This window comes from Hydrogenophaga sp. Root209 (assembly GCF_001428625.1).
In the GTDB taxonomy this organism is placed as follows: Bacteria; Pseudomonadota; Gammaproteobacteria; order Burkholderiales; family Burkholderiaceae_C; genus Hydrogenophaga.
On record NZ_LMIE01000030.1, the window covers coordinates 95,858 to 111,807 of the forward strand.

The following is a 15,950-nucleotide window of genomic DNA, read 5'->3' on the forward strand; positions in this document are numbered from 1 at the left end:
CTTGCCGAAGCCCCGAGCTCCGATCATCCTGAGCTTGTCGAAGGGCAGGCTCAGGGCGAACGGATACTTCAGGCGCTTTTGGAGGCGCGCTTGCGATCGCTTTCCTTCAGGAAACGCTTGCGCAGGCGCACGCTCTTGGGCGTGATCTCGACCAGTTCGTCGTCTTCGATGAACTCGACACCGTACTCCAGGTTGAGGTCGACCGGTGGCGTGATCTTGATCGCGTCTTCCTTGCCACTGACACGGAAGTTGGTCAGCTGCTTGGTGCGGGTGGCGTTGACGATCAGGTCGTTGTCGCGGTTGTGGATGCCCACAATCATGCCTTCGTACACCGGGTCGCCGGCGCGAACGAACATGCGGCCACGGTCGTCAAGCTTGCCCAGGGCGTAGGTGAAGATTTCACCGTCGTCCATGGAGATCAGCACGCCGTTCTTGCGGCTGGCGATGTCGCCCTTGTGCGGCTCGTAGCCATCGAAGATGTTGGCGATCAGGCCGGAGCCGCGCGTCAGGTTCAGGAATTCGTTGGTGAAACCGATCAGGCCACGCGCTGGAATCCGGTACTCCAGGCGCACACGGCCACGGCCATCGGGCTCCATGTTGGCCAGTTCACCTTTGCGCTCGCCCAGTGCCTGCATCACGCCACCCTGGTGCTGCTCTTCGATGTCGGCCGTCACCATCTCGATAGGCTCGTGGCGCACGCCATCGATGTCGCGGAACACCACGCGCGGCTTGGACACCGCGAGTTCATAGCCTTCGCGGCGCATGTTTTCCAGCAGGATGGTCAGGTGCAGTTCGCCGCGGCCCATCACTTCAAAGATGCCGTCTTCGTCGGTTTCCTTCACGCGCAGGGCCACGTTGTGCTGCAGCTCTTTCTGCAGGCGGTCCCAGATCTGGCGGCTGGTCACGTACTTGCCTTCACGGCCAGCCAGCGGGCTGGTGTTCACGCAGAAGTTCATGGTCAGCGTCGGCTCGTCGATCTTGAGCATGGGCAGCGGCGCGGGGTTCAGCGGATCGGTCACGGTCACGCCGATACCGATATCGGGAATGCCGTTGATGAGAACGATGTCGCCTGGACCGGCTTCGGTCACTTGCACGCGGTCCAGGCCCTGGAACTTCAGCACCTGGTTGACGCGGCCTTTGACGACCTTGCCGTCCTCGCCCTCCATCACGACCACATCCATGTTGGGCCTGATCGTGCCCTGGCTGATGCGGCCCACGCCGATGCGGCCGACGAAGGTCGAGAAGTCGAGTGCCGACACCTGCAACTGCAGCGGTGCCGCCGGGTCACCCTCTTGAGGTTTCACATGCTTGAGCACAGTGTTGAACAAGGCCGACATGTCCGGGCCCCACTGCTCGCCCGGTGCGCCTTCGACCAGTGACGTCCAGCCGTTGATGCCCGAGGCATAGACCACCGGGAAATCGAGTTGCTCGTCGTTGGCGCCGAGCTTGTCGAACAGGTCGAACGCGGCATTGATGACTGCGTCGGGGCGAGCGCCCGGCTTGTCCACCTTGTTCACGACCACGATGGGCTTCAGACCCAGGGCGAGCGCTTTCTTGGTCACGAAGCGCGTCTGCGGCATCGGGCCTTCCTGCGCGTCGATCAGCAGCACCACGCCGTCCACCATGGACAGGGCGCGTTCGACTTCACCACCGAAATCCGCGTGGCCGGGGGTATCGACGATGTTGATGTGCGTGCCTTCCCAGCTCACGGCACAGTTCTTGGCCAGGATCGTGATGCCCCGCTCGCGTTCGATGGCGTTGTTGTCCATCACCGTGTCGACGATTTTCTCGTGCTCGGCGAAGGTGCCCGACTGGCGAAGCAGCTGGTCGACCATGGTGGTTTTGCCGTGGTCAACGTGGGCGATGATGGCGATGTTGCGGATTTGTTTGCTCATGATGCGAGTTCCGGTGAGGTTTCCAGGATTTGCTGTATTTCGGAGGGGCTCAGCAGTCGCCCCGGGATCAGTTCACCCGATTGGGTGTGCGCGCTGCCCAGCAGCACGGGTTCGTGGGAAAAGGATTCTTCGCCTGCGGGCACCGGGCCGAACACGGCCACCCGCTCGTTGTCGCCCCAGGCGCCGCGACGGCGCAGGCCGCTGAGGAAGCGTCCGGCGTCCATGGCGTCGAGCGTGACGACCTCGTGTCCGTCCAGCAAGGCTTGAACCGGCAGCAACCGCGCCATGCGCTCGCCTTCATCGAGGGCTTCCAGTGCTTCGAGCGTGATGCACTGCGACGCATCGAAGGAGCCGGTCTCGGTGCGCCGCAGCATGCTGAGATGACCACCGCAGCCCAGGGCCTCGGCGATGTCTTCACCCAGCGTGCGGATGTAGGTGCCCTTGCTGCAGCGCACACGCAGGCGCAGGAACGGTGCGTCCCCCTGCAACCGCATGTCCAGCAGGTCCAGGTCGTGAATGAGGACAAGGCGCGCCTCGCGCTCCACCGTCTCGCCCTGGCGGGCATATTCGTAGAGGGGCTTGCCGTCTTTCTTCAAGGCGCTGTGCATGGGGGGCACCTGGGCAATGGGGCCCATGAAGCGGTCCAGCACCTCGACCACCTGCCCCGGCGTGCAAGCCACGTCGCGGGTCTGGAGCACATCGCATTCGGCATCGCCGGTGCGCGTCTTCACGCCGAGACGGACCACGGTCTCGTAAGTCTTGTCGGCGTCCAGATGGATCTGGCTGAACTTGGTGGCCGCGCCAAAACACAGCGGCAGTACACCACTGGCCAGTGGATCCAGCGTGCCGGTGTGACCCGCCTTTTCAGCACGCAGCAACCATTTGGCCTTTTGCAAAGCCTGGTTGCTGGAGAGACCCAGCGGTTTGTCGAGCAACAGCACCCCGTGCACAGGGCGCCGCTGCACCCTCGTGCTTGGCGCGTGCATGACTACTCTTCCTTTGAACGAGAAGAGACCGCCTTGGAAATCAAGGCGTTCATGTCAGCCGCGCGCTCGGTGGTGCGGTCGAACACGAAATGCAGCGTGGGCACGGTGTGGATGTGCAGGCGCTTGAACAAACCGCTGCGCAGGAAACCCGCCGCAGCGTTGAGGCCCTCCAGCGTCTCCTGCGGATCACCGGTCAGCAGGCTGAAGAACACCTTGGCGTGCGCGTAGTCGGGCGTGACCTCGACCGCATTGATCGTGACCATGCCCACCCGCCGGTCTTTCAACTCGCGCGCGATCAGCTCGGCCAGATCGCGCTGGATCTGGTCGGCCACGCGGAAACCGCGGTTGGGGGTGGAGGAGGCTTTGCGAACCATGCAGATCACCGCTTACAGCGTGCGCGCCACTTCCTTGACCTCGAAGAATTCGAGCTGGTCGCCTTCTTTGATGTCGTTGTAGTTCTTCAGCTTGATACCGCACTCGAAGCCTTCCTTGACTTCGCGCACGTCGTCCTTGAGGCGCTTGAGGGTGTCGATCTCGCCGGTGTAGATGACCACGTTGTCGCGCAGCAAGCGGAAATGCGCGCCGCGATTGACCTGGCCAGACGTGACCATACAACCGGCGATGGTGCCGATCTTGGTGGCCACGAACACGGTGCGGATCTCGGCCGAGCCGATGACCTCTTCGCGCTTTTCGGGTGCCAGCATGCCGGACATGGCCGCACGCAACTCATCGACGGCGTCGTAAATGATGTTGTAGTAGCGCAGATCCACGTCGTTGCCTTCGGCCAGCTTGCGGGCACCGACATCGGCGCGCACGTTGAAGCCGATGATCACCGCCTTGGAGGCGATGGCCAGGTTCACGTCGGACTCGCTGATGCCACCGACTCCCGCGAACACCAACTGCACCTTGACCTCGTCGGTCGAGAGCTTGAGCAGCGACTGGGCCAGCGCTTCCTGCGAACCCTGCACGTCGGACTTGACGATGATGGGCAGCAGCTTGACTTCGCCAGCCGACATGTCGGAGAACATGTTCTCCAGCTTGGCGGCCTGCTGGCGTGCCAGCTTGGTGTTGCGGAACTTGCCCGCGCGGTAGGTGGCGATCTCGCGCGCACGGCGCTCGTCGGTCATCACCATGAAGTCGTCGCCAGCCTGTGGCACCTCCGACAGGCCCTGGATTTCCACCGGAATCGACGGGCCGGCCGATTTGATCGGCTTGCCGTTTTCGTCCAGCATGGCGCGCACGCGGCCGGAGGTCTGACCCACCAGCACCACGTCGCCAGTCTTGAGCGTGCCGCTCTGCACCAGCACCGTGGCCACGGCACCGCGGCCTTTGTCCAGGCGCGCTTCGATCACCAGGCCCTTGGCCATGGACTCCACCGGCGCCTTGAGTTCCAGCACTTCGGCCTGCAGCAGCACCTGCTCCAGCAGCGCGTCGATGCCCACACCGGTCTTGGCTGACACGCCCACGAAGGGCACGTCACCACCGAACTCTTCGGGCACGACTTCTTCGGCCACGAGTTCGGAGCGGACCTTCTCCAGGTTGATACCGGGCTTGTCGATCTTGGTCAGCGCCACGACGATGGGCACGCCCGCCGCCTTGGCATGTTTGATGGCTTCCTTGGTCTGCGGCATCACACCGTCGTCGGCTGCGCAGACGAGGATGACGATGTCGGTGGCCTGGGCACCACGGGCACGCATGGCGGTGAACGCCTCGTGACCCGGGGTGTCAAGGAAGGAGATCATGCCGCGCTCGGTCTCGACGTGATACGCACCGATGTGCTGCGTGATGCCGCCTGCTTCGCCCGCGGCCACCTTGGCGCGGCGGATGTAGTCCAGCAGCGAGGTCTTGCCGTGGTCCACGTGGCCCATGACGGTAACCACAGGCGCGCGCGGCAGCAGCTCGTGCTCCTGCTGCGAGGTTTCGTCGTCAGCAAAGGCTTCCGGATCGTCCAGCGCAGCCACGACGGCCTTGTGGCCCAGTTCTTCCACCACGATCATGGCGGTGTCCTGGTCCAGCGGCTGGTTGATCGTGACCATTTGGCCGAGCTTCATCAGCTGCTTGATGACCTCGGACGACTTCAGGCTCATCTTGTGCGCGAGCTCGGCCACCGTGATGGTCTCCGGCACGTGCACTTCAATGACCTTGAGCTCGGTCGGCGCCACGAAGTTGCTCTGACCGGTGTCACGAGAATCGCGCGAGTCGCGGCGACCGCGTGGGCCTCCGCGCCAGTTGGAGCGGCCCGCGCTGGTGTCGCCACGGGTCTTGATTTCTTTCTTTTTGGCCGCGTCGTCCTTCCAGGTGGAAGACAGGTTCTCCGACTTGATTTCTTTCTTGCCGGCCACGCCAGCCGTGGCTGCGCCAGCGGTGGTGACGGGCTTGCCGGGCGTGCCGGCAGGCTTGTGCAGCGTGCCCTTGATGCCGGCCTTGGGGTCGGCCACCGGGGCAGGCTCGGGCTTCTTGGCCACCAGCGTCTTGGCTGGCGCAGACATCATGGCGCGGATGTTGGCGGCTTCGGCTTCGGCCTTGCGGCGGCGCTCCACCAGATCCTGAGCACGCAGATCGTCGGCGCGTTTGCTTTCAGCGTTGCGGTCCGCGATCACGCGGGCCGCGGAATCGCGCTCCAGCGAGTCGGTCTTGGCCTTGGCGTCCTTGGCGGTGCGGGCGGCGATGGCTTCGGCAACGCCTTCAGGGGTGGCGGCCTCGGCGGCAGCACGGGCAGCAGCTTCCGCCACTTCGGCAGCGGCAGCAGCGGCGCGCTCCTGCTCGACGGCGGCCTGAGCTTGACGAGCTTCTTCGGCTTCGCGCGCCTGGCGCTTCTCGTTGAACTCTTCTTCCTGGCGACGCAGCAACTCGGCCTGGCGGCGCGCGTCTTCCTCGCGGCGGGTCAATTCTTCGGTGTCGACCACTGGTGCGGCCGCCACGGGCTCTTCCGCGACCTCGGGTACTGCTACTGCTTCGTCGTCTCGCTTGATGAAGGTGCGCTTCTTGCGCACTTCCACCTGGATCGTGCGGGCACGACCCGTGGAGTCGGCCTGCTTGATCTCGGAGGTGGACTTCTTCACCAAGGTGATCTTCTTGCGCTCACCGCCGGCCGTGCCGTGGCTGGCCTTCAGGTGGCCCAGCAGCGATTGCTTGTCGGATTCGGTGACTGGATCGGTCCCGGATGTCTTGGGCACACCCGCTGCGGAGAGTTGCTCCAGCAGGACGGTGGTGGGCTTGTTCAGCTCGGCAGCCAGTTCGGCGACGGTGGTACTTGTCATAGGTTTCAATTCTCCGATGGGCCTCCGCTGGTCAGGTCGTGGATTGCGCTTCGTCACCGGTGAACCAGTGAGCGCGTGCCAGCATGATCAGCGCGGTGGCCTCTTCAGGCGTCTGTGCGGTGATGTCGGTGAGCTCGTCGGTGGCCAGATCGGCCAGCTCGTCGCGGGTGTGGATGCCGGCGTCGGCCAACTTGGCAATCAGCTCGGGGGTCACGCCTTCGAGGTCGCGCAGATCTTGCGAAACTTCTTCGACGCTTTCTTCCCGGGCGATTTCCATCGTCAGCAAGGCATCCTTGGCGCGGGTGCGCAGCTCATTGACCGTGTCTTCGTCGAAAGACTCGATCTCCAGCATTTCCTGCAGCGGCACGTAGGCCACTTCTTCGAGGCTGGTAAAGCCTTCTTCGATCAGGATGTCGGCAATCTCCTGGTCCACGTCCAGCTTGGCCATGAAGATCTTGCGGATGCCGTCGGCCTCTTCGGCCTGCTTCTGGGCCGATTCATCGGCCGTCATGATGTTGATGCGCCAGCCGGTCAGCTCGGACGCCAGGCGCACGTTCTGCCCCCCGCGGCCGATGGCGATGGCGAGGTTTTCCTCGTCCACCACCACGTCCATCGCATGGCGCTCTTCGTCCACAACGATGGAGACCACGTTGGCTGGAGCCAGCGCGCCGATGACAAACTGCGCGGGGTCCTCAGACCACAGCACGATGTCCACGCGCTCGCCAGCGAGTTCGTTGGTCACACCGTTGACGCGCGAACCACGCACACCGACACAGGTGCCGATGGGGTCGATGCGTTTGTCGAAGGTGTGCACGGCGATCTTGGCGCGCGAGCCCGGGTCGCGGGCGCAGGTCTTGATCTCCAGCAGGCCTTGTTCGATCTCGGGCACTTCCTGGCGGAACAGCTCGATCATGAAAGCCGGAGCCGAACGCGACAGCAGGATCGGTGCGCCGCGCAGCGTCAGGTCCACGTCCATGATCATGGCGCGCACGCGGTCCCCCGTGCGGAAGTTTTCCTTCGGGATCATCTCGCCACGCTTCAAGCGACCTTCGACGCGACCGCTCTCGATGATGAGGTCGCCCTTGTCCATGCGCTTGACGGTACCCACGAAGATCTTGTCGCCGCGCGACATGAAGTCGTTGAGCAGCATTTCGCGCTCGGCATCGCGGATCTTCTGCAGGATGACCTGCTTGGCGGCCATGGCGCCAATGCGGCCAATCGGCACGCTCTCCACCGGTTTCTCGATGAAGTCACCTTCTTCGATGTCGGAGAGTTCGTCGCGAGCGTCCGTGAGCAACTCTTCGGCGTCCGGGTTCTGCAGGCCGGCCTCATCGGGCACGACCAGCCAGCGACGGAAGGTCTCGTAGGCGCCGGTGTCCGGGTCCATCGCCACGCGGATGTCCACGTCGCCCTTGTAGAGTTTCTTGGTGGCCGAGGCCAGCGCCAGTTCCACGGCGCCCAACACGACGTCGCGCTCGACGTTTTTCTCGCGCGAGATCGCATCGATCAGCATCAACATTTCGCGGTTCATTTCACTCGCCCACCTTTCCGAATAGCTTGTCCTGGGTCACTTTGATTTCTCTCATTCATCACTGTCTGGAGCATTTGCTCCGGGAGCCTGTCGGCCCTTGAAATTCACGATCGGCGCCAACCGCGCCTGCTGGATGTCGTCCAGCGAAAACGTCATGGCCTGCATGGGCACGGGTGCGCGCTTCTTGCTCACCCGCGCGCCAGGCTTGGGTTCGGGCGCATCGCTCCAGACCACTTGCCACTGCACGCCGTCGTCGGCACGCTCGAGCGTGCCCCTGAATTTCTTGCGGTTCGCCGCCACGTCGGTCCCGGTGGCACCGATCGGTGCCTTCAAGGTGAGGTCGATCACGTGACCTTCAAACCGCACGTAATCGATCTCGCGCTTCAGTGGGCGGTCGATACCCGGCGAACCCACTTCGAGGCGGCGGTATTCCAGGCCCTCGACTTCCAGCAGGTATTGCAACTGACGCGTGATCTTTTCGCAATCTTCGACCGTAACGAAACGCTCCACAGGCACCGGCTGACCTACAACAGGCGCTTCCCACGGCAGATCGATCGTGACCTTCAACAGGCCACTGCCCGAGCGCTCCAGCTCCACCAGGTCAAAACCCAGTCCGGTGACGGTCTGCTCTACGATCTCTTGCCAAGCCATGCTGATGGTGTCTGCCCAGGGGTGTGCCGTTGAATCCGCCCTGTGGATTACCCCAGGGTCAAAAGCGTTCGGCCAAAAAAAATGGGCCGGTATTTACCCGCCCATTTGGTCGTGAAGCTCGCATTGTAACGCCTGCCAAGGCCAAATGGCAACCCAATGGGCCACTCAACGCTGAACACCGTTCAAATACCCAGAACCCATTGAATGAGGTTTTTGGCCAGAAACCCCAGCATGCCGAACGACAGCACCAGAAACAGCACGAAGGTGCCGAACTTGCCGGCTTTGGATTCGCGGGCCAGGTTGAACACGATGAAGAGCATGTAGAGGATGAAGGCGCCGACGCCGAAGGTCAGGCCGAACTGTGCGATCTGGCCCTCGGTGTAGCCAAAAAGGGTATTGCCCATGGCTCAGCGCGCCGTCCGATGGGCAGTCAGGTCGCGGTAGGCGTGCCAGCTGGCATGGGCCAGCAACGGGGTGATCGGAATCAGACCCAGCAAGGCGGTGGCCATGCCCAAGCCGACCAACAGCGCGATCACCACCGCCCACAAGACCATGGGTGCGGGATGGCTGGCCACGGCCCGCCAGCTCTCGGCCACCGCTTCCATTACCGAGGCGCGGGTGTCCACCAGCATGGGCAGTGCGACCACGGTGGAGGCAAACACGGGCGCGGCCAGCAAAGCACCGAGCAACAACCAGACTTCAAACAGGCCGATCTCGCGCACCAGCACCACGTGACGCAGGAAGTCCAGCGGCTTGAGGATGGGCGCCGGCGACCCCAAGGTGATCAGCCCGGCAGAGGTGAGCACCCAGCCGGTGCCCGCCAGCCCCAACAGCAGCCCGAACTTCACCAGCCGGCCATCGCCCGAACGCCAGAGATGCACCACATCACCAAGCCCTGCCCGCCGCTGTCGGCTGACTTGGTACAACCCGGTGGCCAGGATGGGCGCAACGATGAGGAAGCCTGAGAAGGCGCCTGCCAGCAGCCAGAACTGGTCACGCGCGGCCCAGAGCAGCAGCCAGCCAAAGGCGGTGAGCAGAAGTCCGTGAACCAGCCCGGGCATCGGGTTTCGCCGCAGGTCGCCCCAACCCAGGACCAGCCAGCGCCAAGGCGATTGCAGCGTGACGGGAAGCGTGGGCGGTGGCGAGGGATCGGTCATGGGAAGCGGTTATACGCTGCCCACCCCGCCAGAGCACTGATGCAGGTCAAGCCCGAGAAACGCTTCAGGCAGCCGCCTGCACCAGCGTTCGGGTGTAGGGATGTTCCGGGGCGCGAAGGACCCGCTCGACGGTGCCGCTTTCCACCACCACACCGTCTTTCATCACGATCACCTGGTGCGCCATCGCCTGGATCACGTCCACGTCGTGCGTGATCAGGAGGTAGCTCAAACCGCGGTCGCGCTGCAAACGCTGCAGCAAGGCCAACACCTGCTTTTGCACCGTCACGTCGAGCGCGCTGGTGGGCTCGTCGAGCACCAGCAATTGCGGATCGATGATGAGGGCGCGTGCGATGGCCAGACGCTGTCGCTGTCCACCGGAGAACTCGTGTGGGTAACGCTGCAGCCAGTCGCCGCCACGCCGGGGGTCGTCAACCAGGCCGACGTCGGCCAGGGCCATGACCACCCGTTCGCGTCGCTGGGCCACCGACAGCTCGGGCTGGTGCACAAGCAAGCCTTCACCCACGATCTGCTCGATGGTCATGCGCGGCGAGAGCGAGGAGAACGGGTCCTGGAACACCACCTGCACACGCTGACGCAGCGCCCTGCCCTGGCCGCTCTTGAGGGCTTGTACCCAGTCGGACCCGGTCACCTGCAGGTGGCCTCGGTGGGGCAACAAACCGAGCGCGGCCAGCGCCAGCGTCGACTTGCCGGAGCCCGACTCTCCAATGACACCCAGCGTCTGGCCGGGCGCCACGTCCAGATCGGCACCCTGCACCGCAACGAACTCGCCTTTTTTGAACCAGCCTTGCAACCCCGGCAGAGACACGGGGTAACTCACACGCAGGCCACGGGCCTGCAGTACCGGGGTGGCGTCGGCAGCCGGGGGTTCGGCGGGCGCCACGTCGCGTTGGGGTTTGCTGGCCAACAGCATCTGTGTGTAGGCATGTTGGGGAGCGGCGAACACGTCTGCCACCACACCCTGCTCCACCAGATGGCCCTGCTCCATGACCGCCACGCGGTCGGCGAAACGTCGCACCAGGTTGAGGTCGTGCGTGATCAGCAGCACCGCCATGCCGTGCTGGCGCTGCAGGTCGGCCAGCAGGTCAAGGATCTGGCCGCGCAGGCTCACGTCGAGCGCAGTGGTCGGTTCGTCGGCCAGGAGCAGCTTCGGCGCGCTGGCCAAGGCCATGGCGATCATGGCGCGCTGGCGCTGCCCCCCACTGAGCTGGTGCGGAAAGGCGTTGGCGCGGCGCGCCGGCTCCGGGATGCCTGTGGAAGCCAGCAGCTCCACGGTGGACGCGAGTGCCTGCCGGGGAGTGAGGCCTTTTTTGAGCTGCAGCACTTCGCCGATCTGGTCGCCCACGGTGTAGAGCGGGTTGAGCGCCGTCATGGGCTCCTGGAAGATGATGGCCACCTCGTCGCCCCGCACACCGCGCAACTGGTGTTCGGTCATGGCAAGCAGGTCGCGCCCGTTCAACATCGCAGAACCACTCACCTCGGCGTTGTGCACCAGGCGCAGCAGCGACAAGGCAGACACGGTCTTGCCCGAGCCGGATTCGCCGACCAGCGCCAGCTTCTCGCCGGCGTTGATGGAGAAGTCGATGCCGTGCACGACTTCCTGAGCGCCGAACGACACACGAAGGCCTTTGACTTGGAGGAGCATGGAGTGGGTCATTTGTCGACTTTCCGTGGGTCCAACGCGTCGCGCAGCGCATCACCCATGAAGGTCAGCAACAGCAGCGTGACCACCAGCACCGCAAAGGTGGAGAGCGAGATCCACCAGGCATCAATGTTGTTCTTGCCCTGACTGAGCAGTTCACCCAGCGAAGGCGTGCCGGGCGGAACACCCAGGCCCAGGAAGTCGAGCGAGGTCAACGCCAGGATGGCCGCGCTCATGCGAAACGGCAGAAAGGTGACGACCGGCGTGAGGCTGTTGGGCAGCACGTGGCGCCGGATGATCTGCCAGTTGGACAAGCCGAGCGCACGCGCCGCGCGCACGTAGTCCAGCTGGCGGTTGCGCAGGAACTCCGCGCGCACGTAGTCGGACAGACCCATCCAGCCGAACAGGCTGAGCAGGATCAGCAGCAGGCTGATGCTGGGCGCAAACACGGCCGAGAAGATGATGAGCAGATAGAGCTCGGGCATGGAGCCCCAGATCTCGATGAAGCGCTGGAAGGCGAGATCGGTCTTGCCCCCAAAGAAGCCCTGGATGGCACCAGTGACCACACCGAGCAGCACGCCAATGACGGTGAGCGCCAGCGCAAACAGCACACTCACGCGAAAGCCGTAGATGAGTTGGGCCAACAGGTCACGACCTCGGTCGTCGGTGCCCAGCAGGTTGTCCAGCGTGGGTGCTGACGGGTTGGGCAGTTTGGCGAAGTAGTTCAGCGTCTGCGGGCCGTACGGATTGGGGGCGTAGATGGCCCAGTTGTCGCCCTTGTTGAGCTGCTCGCGAATGAAGGGATCAAGGTAGTCGGTCGTGGTGTCAAAGTCGCCGCCGAACACTGTTTCAGCATAGTCCTTGACCATGGGGAAATAGGTCGTGCCCTCGTAGCGCACGATCAGGGGCCGGTCGTTCGACAACACCTCGGCGAACAGGCTGCCCACCACCAGAATGCAGAATGCGATCAGGCTCCAGTAGCCCAGGCGGTTGCGCTTGAAGCGGCGCCAGGCGCGCCTGCCGGGGGACAGCGAAGGTGTCACGGCTTCAGTCGAATTTGACACGCGGGTCCACCCAGACATAGCAGAGATCGGAAATCAGCTTGGTCACCAGACCGATCAGCGTGAAGAAGAACAAGGTGCCCAGCACGACTGGGTAGTCGCGCCGGATCACGCTCTCATAGCTCAGCAGGCCCAGTCCGTCGAGCGAGAACAGGGTCTCGATCAGCAGCGAACCCGCAAAGAAGGCGCCGATGAACGCCGAGGGAAAACCGGTGACGATGGGGATGAGCGCATTGCGGAAGATGTGCTTCCACAGCACCTGCCGCTCGCTCAGACCCTTGGCGCGGGCGGTCATCACGTACTGCTTGCGGATCTCTTCCAGAAATGCGTTCTTGGTCAGCATGGCCGTGACCGCAAAGCTGCCCAGCACCATGGCGGTGATGGGCAGCGTGATGTGCCAGAGGTAGTCAACGATGCGCGCGCCCCAACTGAGTTCGTCCCAGTTGGACGAGGTCAGGCCGCGCAGCGGAAACCACTGCAACTGCCCGCCAAAGATCACCAGCAGTGCCACGCCCAGCACAAAGCCTGGAATGGCGTAACCGATGAGCACCAGCAAGGTGGTCACCAGATCGAAGCGCGAGCCGGCACGCACCGCCTTGGCCACACCCAGCGGTACGGCCACGCCGTAGCTGATGAGAAAGGTCCATAAACCCAGCGTGATGGAGACCGGCAGCTTCTCCATGATGAGTTCAGACACCGCCTTGTTCTGGAAAAAGCTGGTGCCCAGATCGAAGCGCGCGAACTGGGCGACCATCTGGAAGAAGCGCTCGTGCGCGGGCTTGTCGAAGCCGTAGAGTGCCTTGATCTTCGATGCGTTTGGGGTCCACGCCTTGCGCGCCGCGGTAGACCGAGCCGCCCTCGGCCCCCGCCGCGCCGGCTCCCGCTCTTGCTTCGGCGAGGTACTGATCCACCGGCCCACCCGGCACGAACTGGATCACCACGAAGGTCAGCAGCAGCACCCCGAACAGCGTCGGGATCATGAGCAGCAGGCGTTTGAGGATGTAGACCCACATGGCGTTCAGGGCTTCCTGGTGATGATGGGGTTGCGGGCCCACCAGGTGTCGATGGCCCAGACCTCACCGCTGGCGTACGGCGGCATTTTTTCCGGCCTTGCCAGCCGCCACGCGTTGTAGGCCATGCGGTGCGTCGTGGCCGACCACTGCGGAATCAACACATGGCTGTGCATGATGGCGCGGTCGAGCGCGCGGCAGGCCGCCAGGAACTCGGGCTGCGTGGGCGCTTCGATCATGCGTTCGATCAACGCGTCCACGGCGAGGTTGGCAATGCCGGTGTGGTTGCCCGAGTCCTCGGTCTTGGCAGCGGCGCTGCCGAAAAGGTCGGCGTACTCGGCGCCCGGGTTGTTGGTACCGCCGTAAGCGAGCGAGACGATGTCGAAATCGAAGCTGCGCAAGCGCTGCTGGTACAGCGCAAAGTCCACCGGGCGGAACTTGAGCTCAATACCCAGTTTGGTGAGGTTGCGGATCCACGGCGTGACCACGCGCGCACCGGTCTCATTGCTGTCCAGATACTCGAGCACCATGGCCTTGCCTTGCGCGTTGCGCAGTTGACCGCCCCGCACCGTCCAGCCAGCCTCGCGCAGCAAGGCCTGCGCGCGTTTGAGGTTGCCGCGCAGGGAGTTTTCGCCATCAGTGCGCGGCGCCGCGTAGGCCGGGCCGAACACGGCCGGTGGCAACTGCTTGCGCCAAGGCTCCAGCAAGGCCAACTCCTCGGGCGAGGGTGTGCCCTGCGGCGAACAGTCGGTGTTGCCGAACAGGCCCTGCACACGCTGATAGGCGTTGTAGAACATCTGGCGGTTCATCCACTCGTAGTCCATCGCCAGGCCCAGCGCCTCGCGCACGCGGATGTCGTCCAGTGGCGCACGGCGCGTGTTGAGCACATAGCTCTGGAAGCCCATGGGCAGGCGGTGCGTGAACTCGCCCTTGACGAGTTCGCCGGTGTCGAAGCGCTTGCCGTTGACGCGGCGTGCCCAATCGCCCGCCGAGAAAAAGCGCATGAGATCGAACTCGCCCGCCTTCAGCGCTTCGAGCCGCGCGGTGTTGTCCTTGTAGATCTTGACCACAATGCGGTCGAAGTTCGCAGTGCCGCGGCGCACCGGCAGGTCGCGCGCCCAGTAGGCCGGGTCGCGCACGTAGGTGATGTCCTTGCCGAACTCAACCGGGCCGATTCTGTAGGGCCCACTGCCGATGGGAATATCGGTCACGACCTGGTCAAAGGTCTTGCGTTGGCCCGTCTTGGGATCGATGGCATTGCCCCAGGCACGGCTGAACACCGGCAATCCGCCCACGGTCAGCGGCAGTTCGCGGTTGGGCTTCTTGAAACGGTAGCGCACGGTGCGCTCGCCCAGCACGTCCAGCCCGGCCACGTCCTGCAGGATGGTCTTGAAGGCCGGCGAGGTGTGCGGGCCCATGAGCGTGTCGAAGCTGTGCTTCACGTCGGCTGCGAGCACCGGGTCCCCATTGTGGAAACGCGCGGTGTCGCGCAGCTTGAACGTGACCGACAGGCCGTCGGGCGCGGCGCTCACGTCTTCGGCCAGAAGGCCATAGCCGGCACCGTTCTCGTCCAGCGCGCCGGCCAGCAAGGAGTCGAACATCAGGTTGGACAAATACGCCGGCGCACTGCCGCGCAACGTGAACGGGTTGTACTTGTCGAAGGTGGACAGCCGAAGGTTGCTCACCAGGCGCAGTTCACCACCCTTGGGCGCGGTGGGATTGACGTAGTCGAAGTGGGTGAAGCCGTCGGGGTACTTGAGCTGGCCCCACAGCGCGTAGCCGTGTGCGGCCCAACCCAGCGGGCTCCAGAGCAGCAGCAACACGGCCAGGGTCAGCGAAACGAGTCGGTGGCCGGGGCGGGTGCTGTGAATGTGCATGCGACAATTCTGAAGGAATTTTCACTGGAGACTGAAACATGGGTTTTCTCGCTGGCAAGAAATTGCTGATCACGGGCGTGCTGTCCAACCGATCCATCGCCTACGGCATTGCCAGGGCCTGCCATCAACAAGGCGCCGAGCTCGCTTTCAGCTATGTCGGTGAGCGCTTCAAGGACCGCATCACCGAGTTCGCAGCCGACTTCGACTCCAAACTCATCTTTGACTGCGACGTGGGCGACGACGCCCAGATCGACAAACTGTTCACCGACCTCGCGCTGGTGTGGCCCAGTTTCGACGGCTTCGTGCACAGCATCGGCTTCGCCCCACGCGAGGCCATCGCCGGTGACTTCCTGGACGGCCTGAGCCGCGAGAGCTTCCGCATCGCACACGACATCAGTGCCTACAGCTTTCCCGCGATGGCCAAGGCCGCGCTGCCGATGCTCAACGACAAGTCGGCCCTGCTCACCCTCACCTATCTCGGCGCGCTGCGCGCCGTGCCCAACTACAACACCATGGGCCTGGCCAAGGCCAGCCTGGAAGCCTCGGTGCGCTACCTGGCCGAGTCGCTCGGCCCCAAGGGCATGCGCGTCAACGGCATCAGCGCCGGCCCCATCAAGACGCTGGCGGCCAGCGGCATCAAGGACTTCGGCAAGCTACTGGGCATGGTGGCCAGCGCCTCGCCGATCCGGCGCAACGTCACCATCGAGGACGTTGGCAACGTGGCCGCCTTCCTGTTGAGTGATCTGGCCGCTGGCGTGACCGCCGAAATCACCTACGTGGACGGTGGCTACAGCCACACCACGGGCGTGAGCCGCGACAGCGACGCGTTGAGCTGATTCGTTCCGGATCTGGGGAACGCACA

The 15,950-nt window shown here is 64.0% G+C and carries 12 protein-coding genes and 1 pseudogene; 1 reads left to right on the plus strand and 12 read right to left on the minus strand.

The window, feature by feature from the left end:
* Positions 1–68: 68 nt before the first annotated feature.
* The 12 genes and pseudogenes from typA to ASE11_RS17330 form a co-directional block, all read right to left on the minus strand.
* On the minus strand, positions 69–1,895 hold the full coding sequence (gene typA / locus ASE11_RS17275; RefSeq protein WP_056274567.1) for a translational GTPase TypA: 1,827 nt from the start codon (positions 1,893–1,895) through the stop codon (positions 69–71).
* On the minus strand, positions 1,892–2,881 hold the full coding sequence (gene truB / locus ASE11_RS17280) for a tRNA pseudouridine(55) synthase TruB (protein WP_056274569.1): 990 nt from the start codon (positions 2,879–2,881) through the stop codon (positions 1,892–1,894). The genes typA and truB overlap by 4 nt, the downstream gene beginning before the upstream one ends.
* Positions 2,882–2,883: 2 nt before the next feature.
* A complete protein-coding gene (rbfA, locus tag ASE11_RS17285) occupies positions 2,884–3,255 on the minus strand; it encodes a 30S ribosome-binding factor RbfA (RefSeq protein WP_056274571.1) in 372 nt (123 codons plus the stop codon).
* 12 nt (positions 3,256–3,267) lie between these two features.
* Positions 3,268–6,141, minus strand: coding sequence for a translation initiation factor IF-2 (infB, locus tag ASE11_RS17290; protein ID WP_056274573.1), 2,874 nt, complete (start codon positions 6,139–6,141; stop codon positions 3,268–3,270).
* A gap of 31 nt (positions 6,142–6,172) precedes the next feature.
* Positions 6,173–7,672: a transcription termination factor NusA gene (nusA, locus tag ASE11_RS17295; protein WP_056274575.1), complete on the minus strand. Its 1,500-nt coding sequence runs from the start codon at positions 7,670–7,672 to the stop codon at positions 6,173–6,175.
* 51 nt (positions 7,673–7,723) lie between these two features.
* Positions 7,724–8,323, minus strand: a complete 600-nt coding sequence (rimP, locus tag ASE11_RS17300) for a ribosome maturation factor RimP (RefSeq protein WP_056274577.1) — start codon at positions 8,321–8,323, stop codon at positions 7,724–7,726.
* 182 nt (positions 8,324–8,505) lie between these two features.
* On the minus strand, positions 8,506–8,727 hold the full coding sequence (locus tag ASE11_RS17305) for a DUF2788 domain-containing protein (protein ID WP_056274579.1): 222 nt from the start codon (positions 8,725–8,727) through the stop codon (positions 8,506–8,508).
* Positions 8,728–8,730: 3 nt separating this feature from the next.
* Positions 8,731–9,480, minus strand: a complete 750-nt coding sequence (locus ASE11_RS17310; protein WP_056274581.1) for a DUF2189 domain-containing protein — start codon at positions 9,478–9,480, stop codon at positions 8,731–8,733.
* 64 nt (positions 9,481–9,544) lie between these two features.
* Positions 9,545–11,143 carry an ABC transporter ATP-binding protein gene (locus ASE11_RS17315; RefSeq protein WP_235501343.1) on the minus strand — a complete coding sequence of 533 codons (1,599 nt, stop codon included), beginning with the start codon at positions 11,141–11,143 and terminating at the stop codon, positions 9,545–9,547.
* Positions 11,144–11,151: 8 nt separating this feature from the next.
* Complete coding sequence (locus ASE11_RS17320; protein ID WP_156406401.1) at positions 11,152–12,222, minus strand: ABC transporter permease; 1,071 nt, start codon at positions 12,220–12,222, stop codon at positions 11,152–11,154.
* Positions 12,188–13,214 (minus strand): annotated as a pseudogene (locus tag ASE11_RS17325) (microcin C ABC transporter permease YejB). Before ASE11_RS17325 ends, ASE11_RS17320 begins: the two are co-directional and overlap by 35 nt.
* Before the next feature lie 5 nt (positions 13,215–13,219).
* Positions 13,220–15,088: an extracellular solute-binding protein gene (locus tag ASE11_RS17330; RefSeq protein ID WP_056274588.1), complete on the minus strand. Its 1,869-nt coding sequence runs from the start codon at positions 15,086–15,088 to the stop codon at positions 13,220–13,222.
* 38 nt (positions 15,089–15,126) lie between these two features.
* Here ASE11_RS17330 and fabI point away from each other — a divergent pair, with 38 nt between their 5' ends.
* Positions 15,127–15,924, plus strand: a complete 798-nt coding sequence (gene fabI / locus ASE11_RS17335; RefSeq protein WP_056274590.1) for an enoyl-ACP reductase FabI — start codon at positions 15,127–15,129, stop codon at positions 15,922–15,924.
* Positions 15,925–15,950 lie beyond the last annotated feature (26 nt).

Excerpts from the sequence above, each read along its gene's own strand:
- typA (WP_056274567.1), bottom strand. The coding sequence starts at position 1,895 with ATGAGCAAACAAATCCGCAACATCGCCATCATCGCCCACGTTGACCAC.
- truB (WP_056274569.1), bottom strand. The coding sequence starts at position 2,881 with ATGCACGCGCCAAGCACGAGGGTGCAGCGGCGCCCTGTGCACGGGGTG.
- rbfA (WP_056274571.1), bottom strand. The coding sequence starts at position 3,255 with ATGGTTCGCAAAGCCTCCTCCACCCCCAACCGCGGTTTCCGCGTGGCC.
- infB (WP_056274573.1), bottom strand. The coding sequence starts at position 6,141 with ATGACAAGTACCACCGTCGCCGAACTGGCTGCCGAGCTGAACAAGCCC.
- nusA (WP_056274575.1), bottom strand. The coding sequence starts at position 7,672 with ATGAACCGCGAAATGTTGATGCTGATCGATGCGATCTCGCGCGAGAAA.
- rimP (WP_056274577.1), bottom strand. The coding sequence starts at position 8,323 with ATGGCTTGGCAAGAGATCGTAGAGCAGACCGTCACCGGACTGGGTTTT.
- ASE11_RS17305 (WP_056274579.1), bottom strand. The coding sequence starts at position 8,727 with ATGGGCAATACCCTTTTTGGCTACACCGAGGGCCAGATCGCACAGTTC.
- ASE11_RS17310 (WP_056274581.1), bottom strand. The coding sequence starts at position 9,480 with ATGACCGATCCCTCGCCACCGCCCACGCTTCCCGTCACGCTGCAATCG.
- ASE11_RS17315 (WP_235501343.1), bottom strand. The coding sequence starts at position 11,143 with ATGCTCCTCCAAGTCAAAGGCCTTCGTGTGTCGTTCGGCGCTCAGGAA.
- ASE11_RS17320 (WP_156406401.1), bottom strand. The coding sequence starts at position 12,222 with ATGTCTGGGTGGACCCGCGTGTCAAATTCGACTGAAGCCGTGACACCT.
- ASE11_RS17330 (WP_056274588.1), bottom strand. The coding sequence starts at position 15,088 with ATGCACATTCACAGCACCCGCCCCGGCCACCGACTCGTTTCGCTGACC.
- fabI (WP_056274590.1), top strand. The coding sequence starts at position 15,127 with ATGGGTTTTCTCGCTGGCAAGAAATTGCTGATCACGGGCGTGCTGTCC.